The following is a 23,855-nucleotide window of genomic DNA, read 5'->3' as shown; positions in this document are numbered from 1 at the left end:
TCATGTATCAATTTTTATATTAAACGGTACAAGCCACGCACTCTTCCACGCTTAACTTACGTGTTCTCGTATAATACAGACTCTTTAAGCCTTTTTTATGTGCATAGATGTAGTAACGTGCTAATTCACGTGTTGAAATATCACTGTTAACGTAAAGAATTGTACTAATTCCTTGGTCAATATGTTCTTGAACTTCTGCGATCAAATCAATTAATTTAAACTGATTCATATCGTAAGACGATTTATAGTACCAGAACGTATCTTTTGATAAATACGGCATTGGATAATATGTTGTCGCATTTGCATACGTTCTTGACTCAATTTGACTTACAATCGGCATTACGCTTGAAGTTGCATTTTGAACGTAACTAATAGATTGTGTTGGAGCGATAGCAAGACGATATGAGTTGTATAAACCATTTTTCTGTACTTGCTCTTTTAAACTTGTCCAATCTTCTTTTGTCGGAATATGAATTCCTTCAAATAGTTGCTGAACTTTTTCAGTTACCGGGCTATAATCAGTCGTTTCGTACTTTTCAAAGTAAGTGCCGTTCGCATAGTCAGACTTATCGAAGTCTTTAAATGTTTCGCCTTTTTCTTTAGCGATTTCCATACTTTTCTCAATAGAGTAGTAATTTAACATCATAAAGAATGTACGAGCGAACTCTTTCGCTTCTGCACTTTCATAAGCGAGTTTATTTTTAGCTAAATATCCGTGTAAGTTCATGGCACCAAGTCCAACTGAATGAAGCTCATCATTCGCTTTTTTCACAGTTGGTGCATTCGGAATGATTGTCATATCAGAAACAGCTGTTAAAGCTTCCATTCCCGCATGAACCGCTTCACGAATTTCTTTATTTTCCATTACATTTACAATATTTAACGATCCTAAGTTACAGTTAATATCGCGACGAATGATGTCATCTGTACCGTAATCATTTATTTCTGAAGTTTCTTGTAGCTGGAAGATTTCTGTCTCGAATGTTCAACCGAGTTCGCTACTCCTCAGTCCGTTGCTCAAGCAACTGCTGTATGTCACCATACAGGACAGACTATATCATCACCTGCAGCATTACCTGGTTAGGTGCTCCGCTTTTCGAACGCCAATCGCTTGCGCTCTACTCCCATAAGGGATAGTCGTTAGGCTTTTACTTATCTTAATACTTCAGAAAGTCTCTTATTACTTTATGTTGTCCCATCACTCTGCTATACAAAATAATAAGATACATTCTGAACTCTTATATTTTCATTCTAAGATAAGATTTAGCACGGTAGGTTACCTCAAATTTGAGGCTTTCCCCGTTTAACGGAGTTTTCGACTAGCATTTCTACTAGAAGGTGCTACATATTTAACACAAGTTCGACATCTTCACAGTTCCAATATCCTTCAGTGGATGTTGGTTATTTGCATTTGATTTAAACATTAAGTATGGGTAACCAGACTCAAGCTGAATCATAGCAATTTTAATAAGCATATCACGTGCACTAATATCTAGCGGCTTCTTCTTCACTTTCGGATTGCTCATTAATTCATCGTACATTTCATCGATATCAATATCATCTAAATGCTTTCCATATTCTTTATACACCGTATAAGGCGCGAAAACATGGAAAGGTTCGTTTTTCTCAGCAAGCTCAAAGAACTTACTTGGAACGATAATTCCGATTGATAGAGACTGAATACGGCTCTTCTCATCGGCATTTATTTTTTTTGTATCAAGGAATTCAATAATATCCCAATGGAAAATGTTCAAGTATACTGCACCGGCACCTTTTCGTTGGCCAAGCTGATTCGCATATGAAAACGAATCTTCAAGTAATTTCATAACAGGTACTACACCACTTGCAGCATTATCGATACCTTTAATTTGCTCACCGCGTGCGCGTAGCTTAGATAAGTTTAACGCTACTCCACCGCCGATTTTCGATAATTGCATTGCAGTATTAATGTTAAAGCCGATTGAATTTAAGCTATCATCCATCTCTAACAAGAAACAAGACACCATTTCTCCTCTTCTGCTTCGTCCCGCATTTAAAAAGGTTGGTGTCGCTGGTTGGTAGTTTTGTTTTACAATCATGCTTGCGAAGTGTTTTGCCTTCGCAACATCACCGCGTCCTAAGTATAATGAAACAATTGCTACACGATCTTCATAGCTTTCTAAGTATTGTTTTTGATCATTTGTTTTTAACGCATAATCTTTGTAGAACTTAGATGCTGCCATATAAGATTGGAACTCGAAGTTTTCACCATAAGCGATGTTATATACCTCTTCTACTTCCTCCAAGCTATACTCGTCCAGAACGTTGTAATAGTAATCATGTTCTTTCATATACTCCATTCGCTCTGCCACGCTATTAAAATGAACGGTATTCTCTCTAGCTTCTTCCATAAAGACTTCTAATGCCTCTTTATCTTTATGAAGCTGATAAAAACCGTCCTGCATTTGCGTGATTTCATTATTCAGTTCAATGTGTCGCAATCTCCCGCACCCTTTCCTTAAAATATTCTACATCGTTATTTGTTCCTGATAACTCAAATTTTGATACAATAGGCACTTCATATTTAGCAGAAATTTTGTCAGCACTTGCACCGAACATGTCTCCCCAGTTACGATTGCCGCTTGCAGATACGCCTTTTAATTTTTCATTATTGCGCTCTAAAAATTCTAAAACACGTTCTGGTACATTGCCAAAACCTGTTGTATACGTAATTAAAACAAAGTCTTCATCTATTACTAGATCTTCACCAATTTGAACGGCCGGCATATTTAATTTGTGAATGAAACGCTTCACGTTTCCTGTCATAGAATCATATGCAACTATCATTTCCGACCCTCCCTCTCCAATCTATACTCTCTGTATGTTGTTTCTTGATTTCTCTATATATTGTATTACGTTTCAAAATAAGACACAAGATATATGTATAAATTCTTTCTTTTTTTAAATTTTACTTTTCGACAAGATAGTCGATTTTTTTCAATACAATGACTATGAAACAACATTCTAAAACTCATGTCAATAAAGTGCTTTTCAAAAAAGTTGTCAACGAATTTAACCTTATTTTTAAAAAAGTTACCAATATATTTTGTCATAAAACGGCAAATGCTGGAGGAATATATTTCTCCAGCATCACGCAAAAAAGAACAGACATGAAACGATAATCTGTTCTAAAAAACGATTACATTTATCAATTTTAGTTTATTAAATATTATACATATACTTTCGGTTCGCGTTACATACTAAAAGATAACTATTATAGAAAAAGATTATTATTATGGAAATTCAACTTACTTATGAAAAGATTATTCAGAGTGCTCAATACGCAAAATATCTTTTACAAATATATGATGTGGATTTTCATCTTTATCAATCATTGTACATACAGGAGCTTCTTCATCAAAGTACACAATCATTCCTTCTACGTACTGATATGTATGTTGAACTTGTACAGTTACTTTAATTTCTACAGCTTCTTCATATGCTCTTTTTATTTTCTGAAGCATTTTTGCCGAACACTTTCGTTTCTCTGGGTACATTACCATCCCCATAAACCTATTCCCGGCTCTATCTTTCCACATATAATCCCAATGCGGTAATATGCCTTGTTTAAAATCGCCCATAATTCTCCTCCCCTATATTCTTCTAGTTACGAACGTGGCGTTTCTGAATATGTATAAATTACTTGTCCGCCGCGCTGCGCGTTCCCAATAATATGTTTAAAATCTTCACGCCCTACTACAACTTTCCTAAACGTATAAAATACATCTTTCGTTACAACATACTCCTTTATTTCACCGTTTTTCAGCTGATCCAAAATTGTATTTGCTAATTGCTCATCCATGTATTTCACCTCTATGCAATATTTTATTTTATCGTATATTCTTTAGGTCAACAACTGTAAAATTATCCAGATGCTATACCTTCATTTCATTTTCAATATTTCGCAAACGATATCACTTTACTATATGTCCACTAAATATCATATACTAACATAGCTACTTCTCTATATCAAACATTTCGACATTCAATTATGCAAAGTTCCATACCACTATGCTACAATATATAAATAGAACTAGGAGGGATACTATGATTCGGAAAGCAAAAAAGACAGATGCGAAGCTAGTAGCACCTTTATTGTATAACGCTCTGCACGAAATTGCTGAAAAAATCACAGGTAGCACAGTTGAGACAGAAGTATTACTAGGACTTGAAACATGGTTCTCAAAAGAAAGAAATCGACTGAGCTATGAAAACTGTTTTGTATATGAGCAAGAAGGGGATGCAGTTGGAGTTATTGTCGCTTATCATGGTAGTGAAGCAACAACGCTTGATGCACCAATTGTACATCACTTAAGAGAATTACATAAAGATGAATCGATTACGTTAGAAAAAGAAGCTGAGCTTGATGAATATTACATTGATACATTATCAGTTTCAAGTGCGTATGGCGGAAAAGGAATTGGTTCTAAATTAATTGAAGCTGCTGAAATCCATGCAACTGAAAAGGTGTATGAAAAAATCGCATTACTTGTTAATTTAGAAAACAAACGTGCCTATTCACTATACGAGAAACTAGGTTATAAAAAAGATCAAATCGTTATGCTCGTAGGGGAACCTTATGCACATCTCGTAAAAACATTAAACATCAAAGTTTCTATATCTTAAAAAGAAAGCACACGATTTTTTATATAAATCGTGTGCTTTTATGTTAAATTCGTATTTAATACATTTCCATTCATCGCCTCATGAAACGTATATGTTGTACAACCCCATGGCTTCCTATGGAAAATAGGTGAACCAGACCACCCCATTGCCCTCAGTTCAGTCCCAATCATCGTATTAAAATAACTATGACCTACAAGAGCAATACTTCCATGTACGAGAGCGTAACGGTGCAATAGATGAGCTGCTTGCTTTGCCCTCTCCCTTACTTCCTTATAAGACTCTACATCTTTATGATAGCCAAGCACCCATAATGTTCGTCCGATAAACATCCATACGTTAGGTTTGCATTTCAAGCATTTTGGAGAAAAAAATCTTGAAGGAACCTCAGCTTCTCTAAAAAGAGAATTTTGTATAAAAGATAAAGAATCCATTAATTCAGCTGCTGACTGTACAGCACGCCTTTGATCACTAGTTACGACTAATTTTGCTGATTCCATTGTTTCAATTGTTTCCATTGGTATAGAAGCTTCTGTTGTTATAGTGTGTAAGCCATATCGTTTCATCCATTCATGAAATGAAGTAACTGTCATTGGTTCCATAGTACGATCTAAGCGACCATGACGAATAAAAGAAATCCTCATTCTTTCCACTCTCCATTCATCACTTACGAACTGTATTATGTACTATTTCTTATTGCCATCATACCATGCATAAAAAGAAAGTTATACATTACCACCACTATCATGTGTTATCGATGCATGCGCACCATCCAATCCGTCAAAATATGTAGTTGTTTCATGATGCCGGATTTTCTTCAACTGTATATAAGAAAATAAAAATAATAAAATCACTATAAAGCTCCCCACAACTTCAAACATCATTTTACCGCCCCTAGTTTCTCCCACTTTAGTAGGTCATTGTATATTTTCATTATACTCTTATATAAAAATATCTGCATTTCTCCCGTTCATCTCCTAAAAGGATGTTTTTTCATATATTTTCTTACAAAAAGTGAATATTTTTCGAATTTTTACTTTGAAAACATTTACAAAACAGGAAACATAGTTCAAAATAAAGGAAAATAAAAAATCCCAAATTATTCTTTTTTGGAAAAACTGTAACAAGGAGAGTTGCTTATGCAGATCGCAGAAACTGGAGATATCATCGAATTTAAAGGTGGCATGCAAGGCCGTGTTCAAAAAGTAAATCAAAACTCTGTTATTGTTGATATAACAATTATGGAGAATTTTAGAGAACTAGATATGGAACCTCTTACAGTTGTAAGTCATAAAAACTATACTGTCATTAACCAAAATGCATAATATAATAGAAAGAAGGGGCCTGTATAGTATACAGGCCCCTTCTTTCTATTAACGATTATCAATTGTTTCTGGATATAGATCGTGATTCATCATGCGGTAGTCTGCCATTTGTTCATATTTCGTTCCTGGGCGACCGTAGTTGCAGTAAGGATCAATTGAAATCCCTCCACGTGGCGTGAATTTCCCCCATACCTCAATGTAGCGCGGATCCATTAATTTAATTAAATCATTCATAATAACGTTCATGCAATCTTCATGGAAGTCACCGTGATTGCGGAAACTAAATAAATATAACTTTAAAGATTTACTCTCTACCATTCTTTGTTCTGGAATGTAGCTAATATAAATTGTCGCAAAATCTGGTTGACCTGTTTTCGGACATAAGCTTGTAAATTCAGGACAATTAAATTTCACAAAATAATCACGGTTTGGATGATTATTATCAAATACCTCTAAAATTTCTGGGCTATATTCAAATAAATATTTTGTATTTTGATTTCCTAATAATGTTACATCTATTAAATCTTCATCTAATCTTCCTGCCATTTTAAACATCCCTTCTCATTATACTCCGCGTTTATTTCCCCATACTAACGCATGAAGCTGCGGCAATACTTTTGCATTATTCATTTCTTTACAGTTAACCGCTTTTTCAATAAGCCACTCATACTTATCTAATAATTTTTTAATCAGCATCGCATCATCCACTGTTTTTGTATCATCATTCCCTACTTGTAAGAAAAATGGCACATCTGGATAACGTTCGTGCATCTTAACTGCATATTCAAAATCTTGATCGTCAAACACTACTACTTTTAAACTAATATCTTTTCCTGCTAGTTTCTGAATAATAGCATCTAACTTCTGAAAATCAGTATTCATCGTCGAACTTGGTGGTTTTGGAGAAATCGTTATCTCATCAATTTGAAGTAACCAATCTTGCCATTTACTCCCTTGCGTTTCGATTGCCGTTCGCATTCCATTCTCTTTTAATATAGAAAGAAGAAACTCAATATTTTTCAGCAACGCTGGATTTCCACCTGAAATCGTAACATGAGAAAAATTTTCGCCACCAATTTCTACAAGCTCATTCCAAACTTCCTCTGCTGTCATCTGTCTAATTTGATCTTTAGCCGATCCATCCCAAGTAAAAGCAGAATCACACCAAGCACAGCTATAATCACAGCCAGCTGTACGGATAAACATCGTCTTTTGTCCTACAACCATTCCTTCACCTTGAATAGTCGGACCAAATATTTCTAAGACAGGGATTTTACTCATCGAGCATCCACTCCCGTCTTACTTCCGCATAACTAGTTGGCGTCTCGAAAAGACGAACAAATTCAACACGAGCTCCTTTATATTCGTTCGCACGATTATCTTTTATTAATGCTTCTGCCATCTTTTCGTAAATCCAAACGACCATGTTTTCAGCAGTCGTATTCATTGCTGGTAACGTTTCGTTTAAATAACGATGGTCTAAATAGATTTCTATTTCATTCTTCCAAATTTCTTTTATATCTCCAAAGTCAATCGCAAGACCGATTTCATTTACATATCCACTAATCCCAAATACAACTTTATATGTGTGACCATGTAAGTTTTTACATTTCCCTTCATAACAATGTAAATGGTGTGCTGCATCAAATGTAAATTCCTTGCTGACCATTACTCTTTTATTATGATATTTAAGCTGTTTACGCTGAATATCCTTGTCCATTTTTTGCAAATTTTCTACGATGCGAAATCCAAAGAAATTATCCATTAGTTATTTGCTCCTTCGCGTTCTTGTAGGTACGTATCTAATCCTGCTTTACGAAGCTGACATGCTGGACATTCACCGCAACCATCACCAATGATTCCGTTATAACATGTTAATGTTTTTTCTCGAACAAACTCGAATGCTCCAAGTTCATCTGATAATTTCCATGTTTCCGCTTTATCAATCCACATAAGTGGTGTATGAATTACAAACGGATAATCCATGGATAAATTTAAAGTAACGTTTAACGATTTCACAAACACGTCACGGCAATCTGGATAACCACTAAAATCAGTTTCACATACACCCGTTACAATATGACGTGCCCCAACTTGTTTTGCTAATACAGCAGCAAATGATAAGAATAGTAAATTTCGTCCATCTACAAACGTCGATGGCAATTCACCTTCTTCATGTGTAATCTCCATATCCGTTCTCGTTAACGCATTTGGAGCAAGTTGATTTAATAGACTCATATCTAGCACCGTATGTTTAATTCCTAGCTCATTTGCAATTTCCGCCGCACAATCAATTTCTAACTTATGACGTTGATTGTAATTAAACGTTACAGCTTCAACTTCTGCAAACTGCTCTATTGCCCAAAATAAACATGTCGTACTATCTTGTCCTCCACTAAAAACAACAACTGCCTTCTCTTTTTTCATTTCACTCATTCTCCTTCTCTACTACGAATAAGAAGAAAGAACGTTCTTGAACTGTCACAATAAAAAAACAAAACAATACCTAAAGATATTGTTGTTTCCATAGTTTTTTATAGAGGGAGTTCGCGAACCTCTCCCGCGCATTGCACGGAATTCCTTCTTTCATTGACAAAGCTTATTGTAACATATTGTATACTACCAGAAAAAATTTCTGATTTTTCCGCTATTTCTCATTTCATTTCTTTCATTTTATAGTATGATTAATTTAATATGAGAAGAGAGGAGGCATCCCACTGAAATCCTTTATTATTTATCTCTTTTTAAATATATTATTCATCCTTGTTACAATGCTCGTATACCATTTATTTTGGAATCAAAAAGGGAAACGCTCTCCTAAATTAAATTCAGCTATATTTATTGTATTATGTTGCCTCGTTACTATACTATGTATCACTTTCGCAGCAAAAACAGATTATGGATTTCAATTTGATATGCGTCATATCGTATTAGTTGTCGGTACATTAACCGGAGGTCCTATTGCCGGTGGATCAATATTAGTGGTATTAAATATATACCGCTTCTTATTAGGAGGAATAGGTGTTTTCCCATCGCTTATCGGTTCTATCCTTCTATTTATTGTTCTACTATTTACATACAAATTTTTCAATCGAACTTCTAATCGTATAAAAATAATACTTGCTATTATCTACAGTCTCACATACGGATTTAGTTGGATACCTTTCTTCCTTTCAAAGGTTACAAATAAGGCTGATTATATACCACATATTATTGTATATGAGTTATGTACGATACTTGGTACCATCCTTATTTTATATTTATTACACATATTACAAACTCAAGTTCGTCTACAAAACGAACTTATGAATGCTGAAAAATTTCATTTAATTGGTGAAATGGCAGCATCCATCTCTCATGAAATTCGCAACCCATTAACTTCAACGAAAGGATTTTTACAACTTTTGCAGTCAGATACCTGCACTGAGCAAGAGCGAAAATTATATATTGACATAGCCATCAACGGAATCGAACAAGCAAATCACGTTCTTACAGATTATTTAACCTTTGCAAAACCAAGTATTGAAAAAGAACAAAGATTACAGTTAGAAGAAGAACTATTACATGCATTATCGCTAATTACACCGCTTGCTAATTTAGCAAATGTGCGTACTCATTATATAAAGCAAAGTACTTCTTTTTTTATCTCGGGAGAAAAACAAAAACTAAATCAATGCTTGTTAAATATTTTAAAAAACTGCATTGAGGCCATGCCAAAAGGCGGTGATCTTTATTTCACATTAGTTCCTGATCATAAGCATATTCAATTATATATAAAAGATACAGGAGTTGGCATGGATCAAGAACAAGTAAAACGCCTTGGATCCCCTTTCTACTCAACAAAAGACAAAGGTACTGGTCTTGGAATGATGGTCGTATTCAGCGTTGTGCAAGCTATGAATGGAAAAATTGATATTATAAGTGAAAAAGGGACTGGTACAACCTTCTTATTAACTTTTCCACTCATACAAAAAACGTGATGAGTATTTCATCACGTTTTTTCTGTTCCTTCAACTAATTCAGCAAAAGCTTTCACTTTTCCATGTGGTTTTTGATTTTCTTTACGTGCTTTCCACGCGCGCTCTTCTTCTTTCTTTTTCTTGGACATACTTTTCAACTCCTTCTTTTCTTTCTCCATGTAGTATTCCAAAATAAGAAAGAAAACTATGCACGTATCAAAAAAGAAGTGGTCTCCCACTTCCTTCTGATTATCGTTGCAAAATTGCGTGTTTCGCCTCTTTTAACTGCGTAAGATGTCTTTGTTCATGCAAATCAAGAAATTGAACCCACTGATACAAATTCAAATCATTAAAAATAGGATGCTTTAATCCATTTTCAAATAGATCTTTTTCATCTATCACACTATGAAGCGCGTGTAATAGTTCTTGTCGTGAATGTTCTAGCAATTGAATTCCTTGCTGTTTTTTCATTAACGTTTCTGTTGGTTGCATTTGCTGAGGTGCTTCTCGTTTATATGTGCGATCAAGCGTAAGTTGGAGGTCTTTAAATGGAGTCGTGTTTCTTTCATTTTTTTGTAAAGCATATACAAGGGCAGACGTAACTGATTGTTCAACTAAATGCAAGTGATGCAAAATTTGAATAATACTCCATTTATCACGGCGTGGCTTTACATTCACTTCTGTATCATTTAACATTTCAATTTCTGATAATAGCGTGCTTCGAGTAGACTGTAATGAGTTCACCAAACTTTCTAAACTCACATCCATATTAGATTGAAGCATACTTCTTTCCCCCCTTTTTGTTGGTGAAAAGAGGTGCTCCTTATTAGAAACACCTCTTTAGTATTCTGAATTTTCTTTTATTATCTCATCATTTTCTCGTTATGTCGATGTTAAACATGTGAAAAAAAGCGCATGTTTTTTACAATTTTGTGTCGTCAATCGCATGTAGCCACGCTTCAATTTCTGTAATGACACTTTTCACACAGCCTTCAGCAAATGGTGATGTTAAATTTGCAACTTCTACTAATTCCAAGAATGATTTACTTCCACCTTGTTGGCACAGATTTACATAATCTTCCCACGCCTCTTGTCTATTATCTCTTGCACGTTTCCAAAATTGCAGTGCGCAAATTTGTGCTAATGTGTAGTCGATATAGTAGAACGGCGAGCTATAAATATGTCCTTGACGGTGCCAGAATCCACCGCGCTCTAAATAATCGTTATCTTCATAATCACGATGTGGTAAATACTTTTTCTCTATATTACGCCATGCTGTCTTACGCTCTTCTGGTGATGCTTCTGGATTTTCATATACATAATGTTGATATTCGTCAACAGATACACCATACGGTAAAAATAGAAGTGCAGAACTTAAGTGAGAGAAATAATATTTATCTGCATCTTCTTCAAAGAATGACTTCATCCATGGCCATGTAAAGAATTCCATACTCATAGAATGAATTTCACATGCTTCATACGTTGGCCAATTGTATTCTGGAATTTCAAACTTACGGCTTTCATATACTTGGAAAGCATGACCAGCTTCATGTGTTAATACATCAATGTCGCCAGATGTTCCGTTGAAGTTTGAGAAAATAAATGGCGCTTTATAATTCTCAATATATGTACAATATCCGCCACCAGCTTTTCCTTTTTTTGCAACTAAATCTAATAAATCATTATCTAGCATGAAATTGAAAAATTCGTCCGTTTCAGCCGATAACTCTTTATACATCGTTTTCCCATGATTAACAATCCAATCCGCATCTCCTTTTGGAGTTGGATTACCAGTAGCAAACTCAAAGTTTTCATCGTAATACGCTAATTTCTCTACACCGATACGTGCTTGTTGTCGTTTTCTTAATTCCGTTGTAACCGGAACGATATAATCAAGTACTTGCTGACGATAATTCGCCACCATTTCCGCATTATAATCTGTACGATACATTCTTGCATATCCAAGTTCAACAAAGTTTTTGAAACCTAAAGATTTGGCGATTTTCGTTCTCACTTTAACAAGCTCGTCATAAATACGATCTAACTCTTCTTCATTCTCAGCTAAAAATCCGTAATATGCTTCACTTGCTACTTTACGTTCACTTCTTTCTTTCCCTTGCATAAATGGAATAAGCTGCGATAACGTTCTTTCTTCTCCTGCAAAGTCAATTTTTGCAGATGCTAATAACTGCGTATATTGTGAAGACAATTTATTCTCTAATTGTAAATCTTTCACGACTTCATCAGAATATGTTTTCAAATCACACTCCGCTAAAGCAAATAATTGTTTTCCATAATACGCTTCTAATTCTTCACGGAATGGAGAATGTATTAACGCATTATAATACTTTGTACCATATCCTTGTACAACTGGAGAGAATTCATCAAAGAAATCCTGCTCTTCCTTATAAAAAGCATCTGTCGTATCAACAGAATGACGAATGTAACAAAGATTTCCCATTGTACCGAAGTCATTACGAATTTCGTTAATTGAATTGATGACTTGTTTTTGTTCTTCTACAGTTTTGGCGTTATCAAACTTCTCTAAAGCAACAGTAAACTTCTCTTTTAATTCTTCAATATTTGGCCGTTTATATTCATAGTCTTTAAATGACATGAACGAGCCTCCTCTCCATTATATGCATCCTTACTATAATTCAATGCTTACTTACAAATCTCCTCTTCTTCTTCAGCAAAATAAGGCATATACTGTCCTCATTACATATAAACAAAAAAGCTTTGGATTTCTTTATCCAAAGCTCCTTTGGAACATATTATTACTTTTCATACTTTCCAATCTTTTTTAATAGATCAAGTAATTCATCCTTTTCCTCTTTCGTTAACATTTCAAACGACTGATGTATAACTTGCTCATGCCCTGGAAAAATAGAAGCAATAAAGTTCTCTCCAGACTCAGTTAATTGTGCATAAATAACACGTCTGTCATTCGGGCACGGAATTCTCTTTACTAGTCCCTTTTTCTCTAGCTTATCTACAACATATGTAATGCTGCCACTAGCGATTAAAATACGTTCACCAATTTGCTGAAGTGGTTGACCGCCTTTATGATATAGCAGTTCTAATACAGCAAATTCAGTTGGATTTAACCCGTTACTTTGTATAGATTTATTTGTAGTATCCATAACAGAACGATGTACACGAGATAATGCAATAAATACTTTTAGAGATTGAGAAATATCTTCTCGTTCATTATTTGATGTCATACAACTTTCAACCCTTCACTTAAATTCTCAGTAATAAAAAGAAAAAACAGCTTAGTACTTCATGTAATTTCCGAATGAGTATTCACTCATTCATTTCCTCTCCCCAAATATATGATGAATGATTCTTGAATAAAAACATGACAATTTTAACATAGTTTATATATAATGATAATAAAAAAGAAGGAGTACCAAATTTGAAAGTCAAATTCCACAGCATAGTTTTATATATAGTGCTTGTTATCCTACCAACAATAGGGATTGGTGCTACATTTTATTCATATCATTCGTATAAGATGAAACAGGAAAACAAACTATCTGCTCACACGGTTCTCTTTTTATATAGAGACTATTTAGATCATCACCTTGGTGAAGCAATTTCTGCATTAGAAATGCTCTCAAAGGTCGTAGGAACCGAGACTGGAAATATAAATGGAGTGAAACAAATTGTACATGATACAGATGGAAACGATGCCCGTTTTTCTGGGTTATATTATGCTACACCAGAAGGCATCATTACAATCGCATCCGAAGGCGACCGACCACCTGTTGATGTCTCAGATCGCAAATATATTCAAGACGTATTACAAACGAAGAAAACAACTGTATCATCAGTCATTACAGATCGTGTTCTTGGACATCAAGCTATTATGATTGCTTCTCCCATTTTCAATAAACAGAAGGAGCTATCAGGCTTATTGTTAGCAAGTTTACGCTTTGACTACATTTCATCATCTTTAAATGCCATTAAGCCACAATACCATTTTGAAGTAACTGATAAATATGATGTAGTTTTTCTAACTGATGACAATAACGAAACAAGCGATGCACATTCTAATATGCTTACTACCCCACTCCAAAGATTAAATTGGAAGGTCTCTGTTTCTCCATTGCCTATCCATCAAAAAACCTTATACCAGTGGGTCGCAATAGAGTGTATAGCTACTTTATTTTTAATGTCTATTTTATTTTTACTTGCTCAATATATGCTATTAAAACGTCAAACTAAACTAGAAAGACAACAAAATGAACTACAAAAAATTGAATTAGTTGGAACTTTTGCAGCTAGTACAGCCCACGAAATCCGTAATCCTCTTACCGGAATTAAAGGGCTCGTCGCTCTATTAAAAGAGAAATATAAAGATGAACAAGATCAGTTCTATTTTTCCATCATCGAACAAGAAATAGAACGGATTAATGAAATTGTAAGTGAATTTCTTATTCTTGGAAAGCCAACTGCTATCATTGAACAAACATATGATGTGAGAAACATTCTAAATGAGGTAGCATTAATTATTCAATCTGAGGCGAATCTACATAACATTGTATTCCATTTACATTTGCCAGACCACCCTGTTCATATCCGTTGTTCAAAAGACCATATGAAACAAGTGGTTTTAAACATTACAAAAAATGCAATTGAAGCCATGACTTCTAGTGACACACTGACTATTTCCGTGACAAACAATGAAACACACGCACAATTGCAAATTATAGATACTGGAAAAGGGATTCCAAAACATATTCAAAAACACCTCTTTCATCCGTTCTTTACTAATAAAGATACTGGAACAGGTCTTGGACTTGTCATATGTAAACGAATTGTAGAGATGTACAATGGGCATATTTTTATCGACAGTATAGAAAACGAAGGAACGACAGTTCATATCGAAATTCCGTTACACCTAGTATAATTATCCTTATCCCAAAAGGGTAATTATACTTATTTCATAAAACCAGCCACAAGCATTCGCCAAAAATTACTTGATTTCCCTTCATACCCAATTTGAAAAATAGGTACCTTTATAATTGATAACCATTTTGGTGTTTGCTTTTCTTTATAACACTGGTACTGTAAAATAAGCTTGTCCAATTCTTGACTAACTTGAATTGTCTCCATACTATTTAACCCACTTGTTAAACCTAATTGAATCATTTCTTCACGTTTCATATGAATATCACGTGAAAGCTTTTCTAATGTGTACTTCCTTTTTACAGTAAACATTCATATCCCCCTTATTATACTTCCATGCTCTCAACTTCACTTCTCCATTGGCCTTTTAACAGCTTAATCATATTTGAATTTGAAGAATCAGAAAATTTAACATTTTCTCCCTGTAATTTACAAATCTTTACCCTCACTTTGAGAATTATTACAAATTATTCTATCTTTGTAAATACATTCGCAATAATAGACATTTTTTTCATCTTCTTTTTTTACAAATACCAATTAAATAGCGGATTCTCTATTTTCCATATACTTTTCTTCGACATTTTTTGTTTAATTTATATAAAAACGCAAAACATAATGATGATTGATAAAGTGAAGTTTAATCATTGGGGATTTTGTTCATTCCTCACAGCTCGCAAATAGCGGGATAAAATAGAAAGGAAATATTTATATGCGCAAATATACGATTGCATTGCTTATGTTTACGATGTTCTTACCATCCTTCTTATTTCCTATCGAAGCAAAGGCTCATACAAACAAAGTAGCTATTGTCATTGATGACTTCGGCAATAATATGAAAGGGACTGATAAAATGTTATCACTTCCTATTCCACTAACTGTTGCTGTTATGCCTTTTCTTCCTTCCACAAAGGAAGATGCAATAGCGGCTCATAAGAAAGGACACGAAGTTATTATACATATGCCAATGGAACCTATTAAAGGTAAAAAAGAATGGCTTGGACCAAAAGCAATTACAACTGATTTAAGCGACGAAGAAATAAATAACCGACTCGAACAAGCGATTCAAGAAGTACCACATGCAATTGGGATGAACAATCATATGGGATCAAAAGTGACCGCAGACGAAAGAATTGTAAGACTTATACTTGCAGCTTGTAAAAAACATGGTTTATTTTATTTAGATAGCAAAACAAATCCTAAGAGTGTCGTCCCAAAAATCGGGAAAGAATTAGGAGTGCCTATTATTGAAAACCAATTATTTTTTGATGATGTATATACAGCGGCACATATTTCAAAACAAGCCCAATTACTCATTAAAAAACTTCAAGAAAAACCGATTATGGTAGCTATCGGACACGTTGGGCCTCCAGGTGAAATTACATCACGTGTTATAGAAACTTCTATTCCTAACATTCGCGAACATGCAGATTTTATTTTTTTATCTGATTTAGCACTATCTCCACCTCCTGTTTCAAAATAAGATTCATTACTCACACTAAAAAGGTACCAATTTGCATATAGCAAATTGGTACCTTTCCTTTCCACCTTAAATATAATCTACATGACTCACCCTGAATCCTTTTTTCTCTATTTTTTCGATTAATTGCTTTAATCTTTTTTCATTTAACTCATCTGCTATATTTACGATAACGCGGCGAATATATTGATCACCGTTATCTAGCGTAAATAGTCCACCGATATTAAATGCTTTCAACAATGTCCCAAGTTCTTTAATCGTTCCCTTACAATCTTGTGTTGCAATTGTTAATATATAACCACCCGTCCGCATACCGAATGAATCTTCAATAACATCAAATATATTGGAATGCGTCAAAATACCGACAAATTCATTATAGTCATTTAGCACAGCTAAAAATGGAAGTCGACGAATAACATAAAATGCTCTAAAAAAAGAATCTTTTTCAAAAATAAATGCAGAGGAATCTTCCAGCATATGTTCCGTACTCACTTTCTCTAATCCACTATTACACTTTTTTTCTAAAAGATCTACTTTATAAATAATCCCCATGAATTTCTTTTCATCTTCTGCTAATACAGGGATTGCTCGAAATCCCGTTTCATTCATAATGTGCAAAGCCTCTTCACCTGAATCGTTCATTTTGCAAAATGTTACTTGCTGTTTTGGCAGAAAATGATATTTAACTCGCAAAATATGTTCCTCCTTACATGTCAACATGTAATCTATATATAATAAGGAGACCTATATTTTATGAGTAAAATTATTTTTAAAACGCTTTCATTTATTTATTGACTTGTAACGACATCACAAACATTCTATATAACAGAGCTCTTTGCACCTTTTATCATTAACAACTTTACATGGTAATTCATTAAATATTCTATACCCTCTAACCATTTTTTCGCTTCTTCTGGAGTTTTCCCCCACACGATCATGCCATAATTATGAACGAGAACTACTCCTCCACCTTCAATAAAATTCGGTACATTATTTTCTAATAAATCAGCGAATTTTTTCTCATCTTCTACAATGGGAATTGTCATTTCTGTTATGCCTTCTTTTCCAAAAACACGTTCCACGCTACGTTTATCGAATGTTACTTCCCCTTCTTCTCCATATAACTCTGATATTAAATGGCTATCTACAGTCTGCACTTGTAAAATACATTCTGCACTACTTTTTTTATAAATATCCGCATGCATAAATGATTCTGCAGCTGGTTTTTCTTCATTTTCAAATACTGGCTCACACATACAATTAACAACAATAAAGTCTTCTTCTGAAAATAACCCTTTATCTCTTCCCTCAACGTTTACTAAAAAAGTTAACGGCTCTTTTGACGTACAGAGTGATAAACTAATTTTTGTACCATAAAACCAATCACGAAGTGCCAATTCAGATTTCACATCTTTTAATTCATTCCATTTCTTTAGAAAAAATAACATTTCGTCACCCCCGGCGTAATATTTATATAATGTTCGAATCCTTTCTATGTAAAAGGAATATTTTTTGATTATTCTAAAAATTTAATTGAATTATCACATGAGAACGCTTTTTTGTCAATATGGTTTCACAGCTCTTCTTTAAAATGGGCTATTCATATGTCTATACTTCTGTCTATTTCCTATCTCATTTTATATATAAAAAATACGCTATTCTTTTTCAATCAAAGAATAGCGTATTTTCTCATCTTTTATTTCGTTATTGCGTTATATAAAAACTGTGCATATTGTTCACGTGTTACGAAATCATCACCTAAAAAGTTTCCGTTTCCATCACCTTTTGATATATTATTATCCGCTAACGTTTTTACATAACCTTCTGCCCAATGACCAGTTGGTACATCTTTAAAGTTCACTTTATTATTTCCAGCTTCTTTTAACTGAAATACTTTATGCAATACTACCGACATTTCATATCGAGTTAATACTCCATCTGGACGAAACTCCCCAGTACCATCACCTTGCATAATGCCAGCTTGCGCAACTGCAGCAATATCTTGCTCAAACATATGCCCTTTCGTATCTGTAAATCTCTCTTTCTGCTCTACTTTATTTTCTAATTTCAAGTACCTTTGTACTAAAGACGCAACTTGTCCACGAGTAATACTATCCCCAAATCCAAATTGTCCATTTCCATATCCCTTGAAAATATTTTCTTTCGCTAAATAATTAATTGCTTCTTCTGACCAATGTCCTTTTGGCACATCTTTAAATTCCACTACTTCTACTTTTTCATCTTCTTTAGAAGTATTATCCCCTTTACTTTCTACCACATTTTGAATGACAGATCCCGTAAAGAAGATTCCTGTATCCGCAAATGGATCTTTCACACCAAATTCATATACTTTCTCACCTGGTGTACTCCACTTAACTGCATCGTTACTATACGTACCACCTTCGCTCTTCAAACGAATTTTTGTAGAGATTTTACCATCTTTTTCGTATACAGGTACTTTTACTTCTTTATTTACTTCTGTACCCTCTAAAAATACTTTTTGGTTTTGAACATTGATATAAGCTGTTTTACTTAGTTCTATAACTGGTCGAACATCACGGATTTCATTTGCAACAAAACTTAGAAATACTAACTTTTTCAAATTGCTAACTGGTGTTAAGTCTGAAATATAATTTGCTTCTAAATCAAGCTTTTGTAAGTTTACTAGACTCGATAATGGAGTAATATCCTTTAACTCATTGTTAGGTAAATCTAGTTCTGTAAGTTGAGTCATTTTAGTAAGTGGTGTCACATCTTCAATTTGATTTTTCCCGATAAATAATTTACTTAATTGATTCATTTGATCAATACCCGATAAATCTTTAACTTTATTACGCGTTAATACTAAGTCTTTTAAAGGTAATGAATATAACGGTTTAATATCTTCAATTTGATTACCCGCTAAAGTTAAGTATGTTACATTTTTTAACGCGCTTAATGGAGCAACATTAGTAATTTTATTATTTGCTAAATTCAAGTAACCTAGTTGTTCCATTTTCGCTAATGCTGTTACATCTTCTATTTGGTTGCCCGATAGATATAAACTTTTTACATTTTTCATTTCAACTAATGGTGCAACGTTTGTAATTTTATTATTACTTAAATCAAGAGATTCTAAATTATTCATTTTAACAAGTGGCGTTACATCTGAAAATTCATTACCACGCAAAGCTAAATGATTTAATTGCTTTAAGTTCGCAAAGAACGACGGATCTGTTATCTTCGCATTCGCAACTGTTAAAGACTTCAAATTCGGCATATATTTTAATGCACTATAATCAAGAATCTCATTCGTATTTAAAAACAAATCCTTTACTTGTAATAACTCTTCTTTCGTAATCGGTGTATTTAAATCTTTTCTATTAAATACTTTTTTATTAACAAGCTCTCTTAATTTATTATCTGTTATCATATTTTGACTATCAACTGGATGATCCGTTTCCGTATTGCCTGAATTAGAGTTATCATCTGGTTTCTCCGTTTCTTTGTCACCTACAGTTGGATCTTTAATTTCAAATTGAACTTGATATTTGTGATCATATCCAATGGCCGGAATAAGTATATGCATTTGCATATTATGCTTCTTCTCAAATTCGCCAATTTCAAATTGGACTACTTTCGTTCCATTTTTCCTCTTATCTTCTGATAAAACTTTCACATCTTGAAATACACCAGGTTGGTTTTTATCCTCTATTCTAAGATATTGAAAATAATCGCTATCTTGTATTGTTACAGTAACAATTTTTTTCCCATCTTCAATTGCTACTTTAGGATTTTTTATGTACTGAGAAACCATAGATGGCTCATCTTTTTGATCCTTATATATTTTAATCTCAGTATCGTATGTACGTTCACTAGCTGCTGCCACCGACTGGTTTGCTTCAGCTTTTAGTGCTGCTAATGCTGGAGTAGAGTATGTAGCAAATGGAATTGCTAATGTTGTGGCTACTACTAGCGCCTTAATATAACTTTTTTTCAAAATAATATCCCCTATCATATATAATTTTTACAATTGATAATTCTTATCAATTACCTACAAATAAATGATAATGAATCTCATTATCATTGTCAATGGTAATATTACATTAAGTTTATATTTTCATAGATAAAAAATAAAAAGCCCTTTATTCACAGGGCTTTTTTGCCTATCGTATGAAGAATTTCACTTTTTTCTTTTTCATTAATAAAACCAATTTTTTGTAAAATATTTGCATACAATACAAGTTTATTATATATCCGTTCTGACATGCTTCTCCCTTCTTTCCTTCGACCAACTTTTTTTGTATTGGTAAATTATATGAAAGAGATGAGAAAATGTGTCCACTTTTTGCATAAATACAAATCTTTTATCCCGCTATTTGCGAACAGTAAAACTCCCACCTCATAATCGGGTGGGAGTTCAATTTATTCAGCAAATTGTCCATTGAATATTATGCTTTTTGACTTCCTCTTCAAAACTATAAGGCATTTTCTTATCACAAATTACATGTTGAATACGCGAAAATGCTGCTATTCGGTAATTTCCTTTTACACCTACTTTTGTATGATCACATAAAATATATGTTTTCTCCGCTAATTTCAGCATCGCTTCTGACAATTTCGCCTTTTCTAATTCAAAACTAGAAACCCCAAAACCGGGTAACAATCCATCAATCGAAACAAATGCTTTATGAAAATGAAATTGCTGGATTACTTGCTGCGAAATAGACCCTGACACACGTGAATGCTTTGGAGATACTTTTCCACCAATAAATAAAACTTCACCGTGAAACATCTTTTTATTAATAGAAGAAATTAATTGTGTTGCTACTGGAAATGAACTTGTTACAATCGTTAAATTTTTACGATGAACAAGATATGGCACCATTTGAAGTGGTGTACTTCCATCATCAATCGCAATCACATCTCCATCTTCTACAAACGTTGCTGCTTTATACCCAATTCTCTTCTTCTCTTCTATATGCAGCATCTCTCGTTCTAACATTGGTGCCTCTATTCCAGCTCCCGGAAGTTGGACGGCTCCACCATACACTTTCTTCAACTTCTTTTCACGATCTAATTCTTCTAAATAACGACGAATCGTCTCTGTTGATACAGCAAACTCTCTCGCTAACTCTGAAACTTTTACTTTTCCTTTAAACTCTACCTTCTCAAGAATGGTTCGCTTTCTTTCTTCACCTACTACAGACATAGCCTCACCCCATTGATTTCTACCTCATAAACTGCCTTACTTATACAAAATTATAACTTTCTTTGTAAGTAGAAACTTCTTCATGAATATGAATTCCACGCTTTTTTAGTTCATCAAAAACAATTTGTGGATTTACAAAAGCTTCCTCAGGTGTCACAACACCAACTTTATTTACATTCCCTTTTGCGATTAACTCTGTAGCAATCCCAAATGGAATACCGACGTTTCTCGTATAAGCTCTTAATTTTTCCCATCCTATTACAGATCCATCAGATAACGGGTGTGTATGATATAATACGTGCCTTTGTTTCTCATTATTTTTCATACCTATTACTTCTACATGAAGTGCATAACCGTAAATTTCCGTTTCTTGTCCTTCTTTCGATTGCAATAAATACTTCGAAATACAATCCATAATGCCGATTTCTTTCCCATTTATGTCAACCCGATCATTACGCAATATACCATAATCATATAAAGCACGTACGAGCTGCATATTTTGCTTTGGCCAAGTTCCTCTCGTCTCTATCAGCTTGACACCTTTATTTTCTAGTGCCTTCGCTAACGTAATCGTTTCAGAGTGTGGGATTATATACTGCGTTGCCGTACCATAAGGCGCCGGTAATTCAATTTCCCTCGGACGCGCAAACGGAGGTACTTGCTTAAACTCACCATCTTCATACACTGTACGCGATGGCAAATGTGGATCATATTCATATGTCGTTGTTTCTGTAATTGATGCAGAAAAAGCAATTGGACGATACGATCCATGACTTACACGAACTGACTCTACAGTATCTAGCTGATTTGCTGCATGCATTGCCATCATTTGCGTTACACCTGGCGTCATACCAAAACCAGGTAAACACGTTCTTCTATTTTGAGTAAATATAGAATGAGATTCATTTTCTTCACCAAATCCATTCAAATTCACACCGTGACAACCTGCTTCTGCAATACATCGAGTAGACAATCCATTTAGCTTTATCGTCGTGCCATCCATTACAATGTCATAGCCTTTCATTTTTGCAACCGTATCCTCGTGATTCGTTACATCTACTTTCACAAAATCAACACGGGGATCATTGAGCCATTCTACTACTTTCAGGCCCTCTCCTTCATTAAAATCAGCTACTGTAATCGTCTCAAAAGATGAAAATTGCACTAAATCTAAAATTGCTTCACGACAAATTTTTCCTGCTCCACCTAAGCAAAATACTTTCAACCTATAACAACTCCTTTAGCGATACTATCAACTAAGCGATTAATATCAGCCTCATGTACATCACCGATATTTCCAATACGGAATGTATCTACTTTTGAAATTTTACCTGGATAAATAACAAATCCATCACACTTTAATTCATTATATAACTGCCCAAAATCGAACCACTCTTCTGGATAAATGAAGGATGTAATAATAGGCGATTGATATTTTTCATCTACTAGTGGCTTAAATCCGATTTCTCTCATTCTATTCACTAATAGTTTTTGATTGTTATCATATCGATTGTAACGAGCTTCTACTCCGCCCTCTTTTTCTAATTCAAGTAGTGCTTGATAAAAAGCGTGTACAACATGTGTAGGTGACGTAAAACGCCATTTCCCATTTTGATTTTCCATCGTTTCCCACTGATCAAATAAATCTAATGATAATGAACGTGCCTGCCCTTTACATTTCACCAATTCATCGCGCTTTGCAATAACAAAGCCGAACCCAGGAACACCTTGGATACATTTATTCGCACTACTAATCAGAAAGTCAATTTGCAACTCAGCGATATCTATTTCAATGCCACCAAAACTACTCATTGCATCAACTAATGTTACTTTTCCATATTGCTTCCCTAATTTACATACATCTACAATTGGATTGATAATACCTGTTGTTGTTTCACAATGAACAACTGCAATATGTGTAATCTCTTTATCTTGTTGTAATATCTTTTCTACTTCTGCAATATTAGTAGGCTCCCATTCTTCCGTTTGACTAACCACCACATCTATATGTAACATCTCTGCCATTTGTACAATTCGCTGACCGTACGCACCATTTGTACAAACAAGCAACTTTCCATTTCTAGGAATAACAGAACCAATGACTGCTTCAACTGAAAACGTACCGCTTCCTTGCATGAGAACAGTCGTATATTTTTCTTCTTCCTTCGTTGCTAACGATACAAGTTTAGCTCTTACCTCTTGCACCATTGTGTTATATTCAGCATCCCACGTACACCAATCGTATAACATAACTTCTTTTACCGTTTTTGTTGTCGTTAACGGTCCTGGTGTTAATAATAAGTAGTGATTTTCAGTCATGATCCTAT

At 34.2% G+C, this 23,855-nt stretch carries 26 protein-coding genes, 1 pseudogene and 1 riboswitch; of the genes and pseudogenes, 5 read left to right on the top strand and 22 right to left on the bottom strand.

Annotated features, from left to right (window positions below; all coding sequences use genetic code 11):
* Positions 1–19 precede the first annotated feature (19 nt).
* The 5 genes and pseudogenes from FS742_RS16710 to FS742_RS16685 all read right to left on the bottom strand — a co-directional run bounded on the left by FS742_RS16710 (position 20) and on the right by FS742_RS16685 (position 3,841).
* Positions 20–970, bottom strand: a complete 951-nt coding sequence (locus FS742_RS16710) for a ribonucleotide reductase large subunit (RefSeq protein WP_313956675.1) — start codon at positions 968–970, stop codon at positions 20–22.
* Positions 971–1,352: 382 nt separating this feature from the next.
* Positions 1,353–2,480: pseudogene (locus FS742_RS16705) on the bottom strand (ribonucleotide reductase N-terminal alpha domain-containing protein); the annotation flags it as partial.
* Positions 2,467–2,826 (bottom strand): class Ib ribonucleoside-diphosphate reductase assembly flavoprotein NrdI, encoded by a 360-nt coding sequence (nrdI, locus tag FS742_RS16700; RefSeq protein ID WP_000634376.1) that lies wholly within the window; start codon positions 2,824–2,826, stop codon positions 2,467–2,469. The pseudogene FS742_RS16705 and the gene nrdI, both read right to left, overlap by 14 nt.
* A 476-nt stretch (positions 2,827–3,302) precedes the next feature.
* Positions 3,303–3,620, bottom strand: a complete 318-nt coding sequence (locus FS742_RS16690) for a hypothetical protein (protein WP_000502201.1) — start codon at positions 3,618–3,620, stop codon at positions 3,303–3,305.
* A gap of 26 nt (positions 3,621–3,646) precedes the next feature.
* Complete coding sequence (locus FS742_RS16685; protein ID WP_073517441.1) at positions 3,647–3,841, bottom strand: abortive phage infection protein; 195 nt, start codon at positions 3,839–3,841, stop codon at positions 3,647–3,649.
* Between the two features lie 245 nt (positions 3,842–4,086).
* Here FS742_RS16685 and FS742_RS16680 point away from each other — a divergent pair, with 245 nt between their 5' ends.
* Positions 4,087–4,665 carry a GNAT family N-acetyltransferase gene (locus FS742_RS16680; RefSeq protein WP_144613735.1) on the top strand — a complete coding sequence of 193 codons (579 nt, stop codon included), beginning with the start codon at positions 4,087–4,089 and terminating at the stop codon, positions 4,663–4,665.
* Positions 4,666–4,703: 38 nt separating this feature from the next.
* On the opposite strand, the gene FS742_RS16675 is transcribed toward FS742_RS16680, so the two are convergent.
* Together FS742_RS16675 and FS742_RS27640 are read right to left on the bottom strand one after the other, a co-directional pair.
* Positions 4,704–5,306, bottom strand: a complete 603-nt coding sequence (locus FS742_RS16675) for a histidine phosphatase family protein (RefSeq protein ID WP_144613733.1) — start codon at positions 5,304–5,306, stop codon at positions 4,704–4,706.
* An 81-nt stretch (positions 5,307–5,387) separates the two neighbouring features.
* Positions 5,388–5,546, bottom strand: a complete 159-nt coding sequence (locus FS742_RS27640) for a hypothetical protein (protein WP_186327187.1) — start codon at positions 5,544–5,546, stop codon at positions 5,388–5,390.
* Positions 5,547–5,801: 255 nt separating this feature from the next.
* Between FS742_RS27640 and FS742_RS16670 the strand changes: the two genes are divergently transcribed.
* On the top strand, positions 5,802–5,987 hold the full coding sequence (locus tag FS742_RS16670) for a YkvS family protein (protein ID WP_001165081.1): 186 nt from the start codon (positions 5,802–5,804) through the stop codon (positions 5,985–5,987).
* A gap of 48 nt (positions 5,988–6,035) precedes the next feature.
* Here the strand turns inward: FS742_RS16670 and queF are convergent, their stop codons facing one another.
* The 4 genes from queF to queC are packed head-to-tail and all read right to left on the bottom strand — an operon-like array spanning position 6,036 to position 8,414.
* Positions 6,036–6,533, bottom strand: coding sequence for a preQ(1) synthase (gene queF / locus FS742_RS16665; RefSeq protein WP_144613731.1), 498 nt, complete (start codon positions 6,531–6,533; stop codon positions 6,036–6,038).
* Between the two features lie 18 nt (positions 6,534–6,551).
* A complete protein-coding gene (gene queE, locus FS742_RS16660; protein WP_144613729.1) occupies positions 6,552–7,268 on the bottom strand; it encodes a 7-carboxy-7-deazaguanine synthase QueE in 717 nt (238 codons plus the stop codon).
* On the bottom strand, positions 7,261–7,752 hold the full coding sequence (gene queD / locus FS742_RS16655) for a 6-carboxytetrahydropterin synthase QueD (RefSeq protein ID WP_000368410.1): 492 nt from the start codon (positions 7,750–7,752) through the stop codon (positions 7,261–7,263). Before queD ends, queE begins: the two co-directional genes overlap by 8 nt.
* Positions 7,752–8,414, bottom strand: a complete 663-nt coding sequence (gene queC / locus FS742_RS16650) for a 7-cyano-7-deazaguanine synthase QueC (RefSeq protein WP_098155139.1) — start codon at positions 8,412–8,414, stop codon at positions 7,752–7,754. The genes queD and queC overlap by 1 nt, the downstream gene beginning before the upstream one ends.
* 93 nt (positions 8,415–8,507) lie before the next feature.
* A riboswitch (PreQ1 riboswitch) is annotated at positions 8,508–8,551 on the bottom strand.
* Between the two features lie 207 nt (positions 8,552–8,758).
* Here queC and kinB point away from each other — a divergent pair.
* Complete coding sequence (kinB, locus tag FS742_RS16645) at positions 8,759–9,967, top strand: sporulation sensor histidine kinase KinB (protein WP_144613728.1); 1,209 nt, start codon at positions 8,759–8,761, stop codon at positions 9,965–9,967.
* Positions 9,968–9,978: 11 nt separating this feature from the next.
* Here kinB and FS742_RS27820 read toward each other — a convergent pair whose 3' ends face one another.
* The 4 genes from FS742_RS27820 to FS742_RS16625 all read right to left on the bottom strand — a co-directional run bounded on the left by FS742_RS27820 (position 9,979) and on the right by FS742_RS16625 (position 13,170).
* Positions 9,979–10,095 carry a DUF6254 family protein gene (locus FS742_RS27820; RefSeq protein ID WP_000038254.1) on the bottom strand — a complete coding sequence of 39 codons (117 nt, stop codon included), beginning with the start codon at positions 10,093–10,095 and terminating at the stop codon, positions 9,979–9,981.
* A gap of 100 nt (positions 10,096–10,195) precedes the next feature.
* Positions 10,196–10,729, bottom strand: a complete 534-nt coding sequence (locus FS742_RS16635) for a DinB family protein (protein ID WP_087979889.1) — start codon at positions 10,727–10,729, stop codon at positions 10,196–10,198.
* A 139-nt stretch (positions 10,730–10,868) separates the two neighbouring features.
* Positions 10,869–12,563, bottom strand: a complete 1,695-nt coding sequence (locus FS742_RS16630; protein WP_144613726.1) for a M3 family oligoendopeptidase — start codon at positions 12,561–12,563, stop codon at positions 10,869–10,871.
* Positions 12,564–12,723: 160 nt separating this feature from the next.
* Positions 12,724–13,170 carry a MarR family winged helix-turn-helix transcriptional regulator gene (locus FS742_RS16625; RefSeq protein ID WP_000203340.1) on the bottom strand — a complete coding sequence of 149 codons (447 nt, stop codon included), beginning with the start codon at positions 13,168–13,170 and terminating at the stop codon, positions 12,724–12,726.
* Between the two features lie 194 nt (positions 13,171–13,364).
* Between FS742_RS16625 and FS742_RS16620 the strand changes: the two genes are divergently transcribed.
* A complete protein-coding gene (locus FS742_RS16620) occupies positions 13,365–14,861 on the top strand; it encodes a DUF3149 domain-containing protein (RefSeq protein WP_144613724.1) in 1,497 nt (498 codons plus the stop codon).
* 29 nt (positions 14,862–14,890) lie between these two features.
* On the opposite strand, the gene FS742_RS16615 is transcribed toward FS742_RS16620, so the two are convergent.
* Positions 14,891–15,172 carry an aspartyl-phosphate phosphatase Spo0E family protein gene (locus FS742_RS16615; protein ID WP_000495532.1) on the bottom strand — a complete coding sequence of 94 codons (282 nt, stop codon included), beginning with the start codon at positions 15,170–15,172 and terminating at the stop codon, positions 14,891–14,893.
* Positions 15,173–15,569: 397 nt separating this feature from the next.
* Between FS742_RS16615 and FS742_RS16610 the strand changes: the two genes are divergently transcribed.
* Positions 15,570–16,340, top strand: coding sequence for a divergent polysaccharide deacetylase family protein (locus tag FS742_RS16610; protein WP_144613722.1), 771 nt, complete (start codon positions 15,570–15,572; stop codon positions 16,338–16,340).
* Between the two features lie 66 nt (positions 16,341–16,406).
* Here FS742_RS16610 and cbpA read toward each other — a convergent pair whose 3' ends face one another.
* The 6 genes from cbpA to phnW form a co-directional block, all read right to left on the bottom strand.
* On the bottom strand, positions 16,407–17,030 hold the full coding sequence (gene cbpA, locus FS742_RS16605; RefSeq protein WP_144613720.1) for a cyclic di-AMP binding protein CbpA: 624 nt from the start codon (positions 17,028–17,030) through the stop codon (positions 16,407–16,409).
* A 125-nt stretch (positions 17,031–17,155) separates the two neighbouring features.
* Entirely contained in the window at positions 17,156–17,785 is a 630-nt protein-coding gene (locus FS742_RS16600; RefSeq protein WP_060630058.1) for a class II aldolase/adducin family protein, read from the bottom strand.
* 248 nt (positions 17,786–18,033) lie between these two features.
* Positions 18,034–20,316: an NEAT domain-containing leucine-rich repeat protein gene (locus tag FS742_RS16595; protein ID WP_144613718.1), complete on the bottom strand. Its 2,283-nt coding sequence runs from the start codon at positions 20,314–20,316 to the stop codon at positions 18,034–18,036.
* Between the two features lie 429 nt (positions 20,317–20,745).
* On the bottom strand, positions 20,746–21,528 hold the full coding sequence (locus tag FS742_RS16590; RefSeq protein WP_000117658.1) for a DeoR/GlpR family DNA-binding transcription regulator: 783 nt from the start codon (positions 21,526–21,528) through the stop codon (positions 20,746–20,748).
* Positions 21,529–21,568: 40 nt separating this feature from the next.
* Positions 21,569–22,753 carry a saccharopine dehydrogenase family protein gene (locus FS742_RS16585; RefSeq protein WP_144613716.1) on the bottom strand — a complete coding sequence of 395 codons (1,185 nt, stop codon included), beginning with the start codon at positions 22,751–22,753 and terminating at the stop codon, positions 21,569–21,571.
* Positions 22,750–23,847: a 2-aminoethylphosphonate--pyruvate transaminase gene (gene phnW / locus FS742_RS16580; protein WP_144613714.1), complete on the bottom strand. Its 1,098-nt coding sequence runs from the start codon at positions 23,845–23,847 to the stop codon at positions 22,750–22,752. Before phnW ends, FS742_RS16585 begins: the two co-directional genes overlap by 4 nt.
* Between the last annotated feature and the right edge of the window lie 8 nt (positions 23,848–23,855).

The organism is Bacillus cereus (genome assembly GCF_007678085.1).
GTDB lineage: Bacteria > Bacillota > Bacilli > Bacillales > Bacillaceae_G > Bacillus_A > Bacillus_A cereus_BE.
This window is presented reverse-complemented; position numbering and strand designations above follow the sequence as displayed.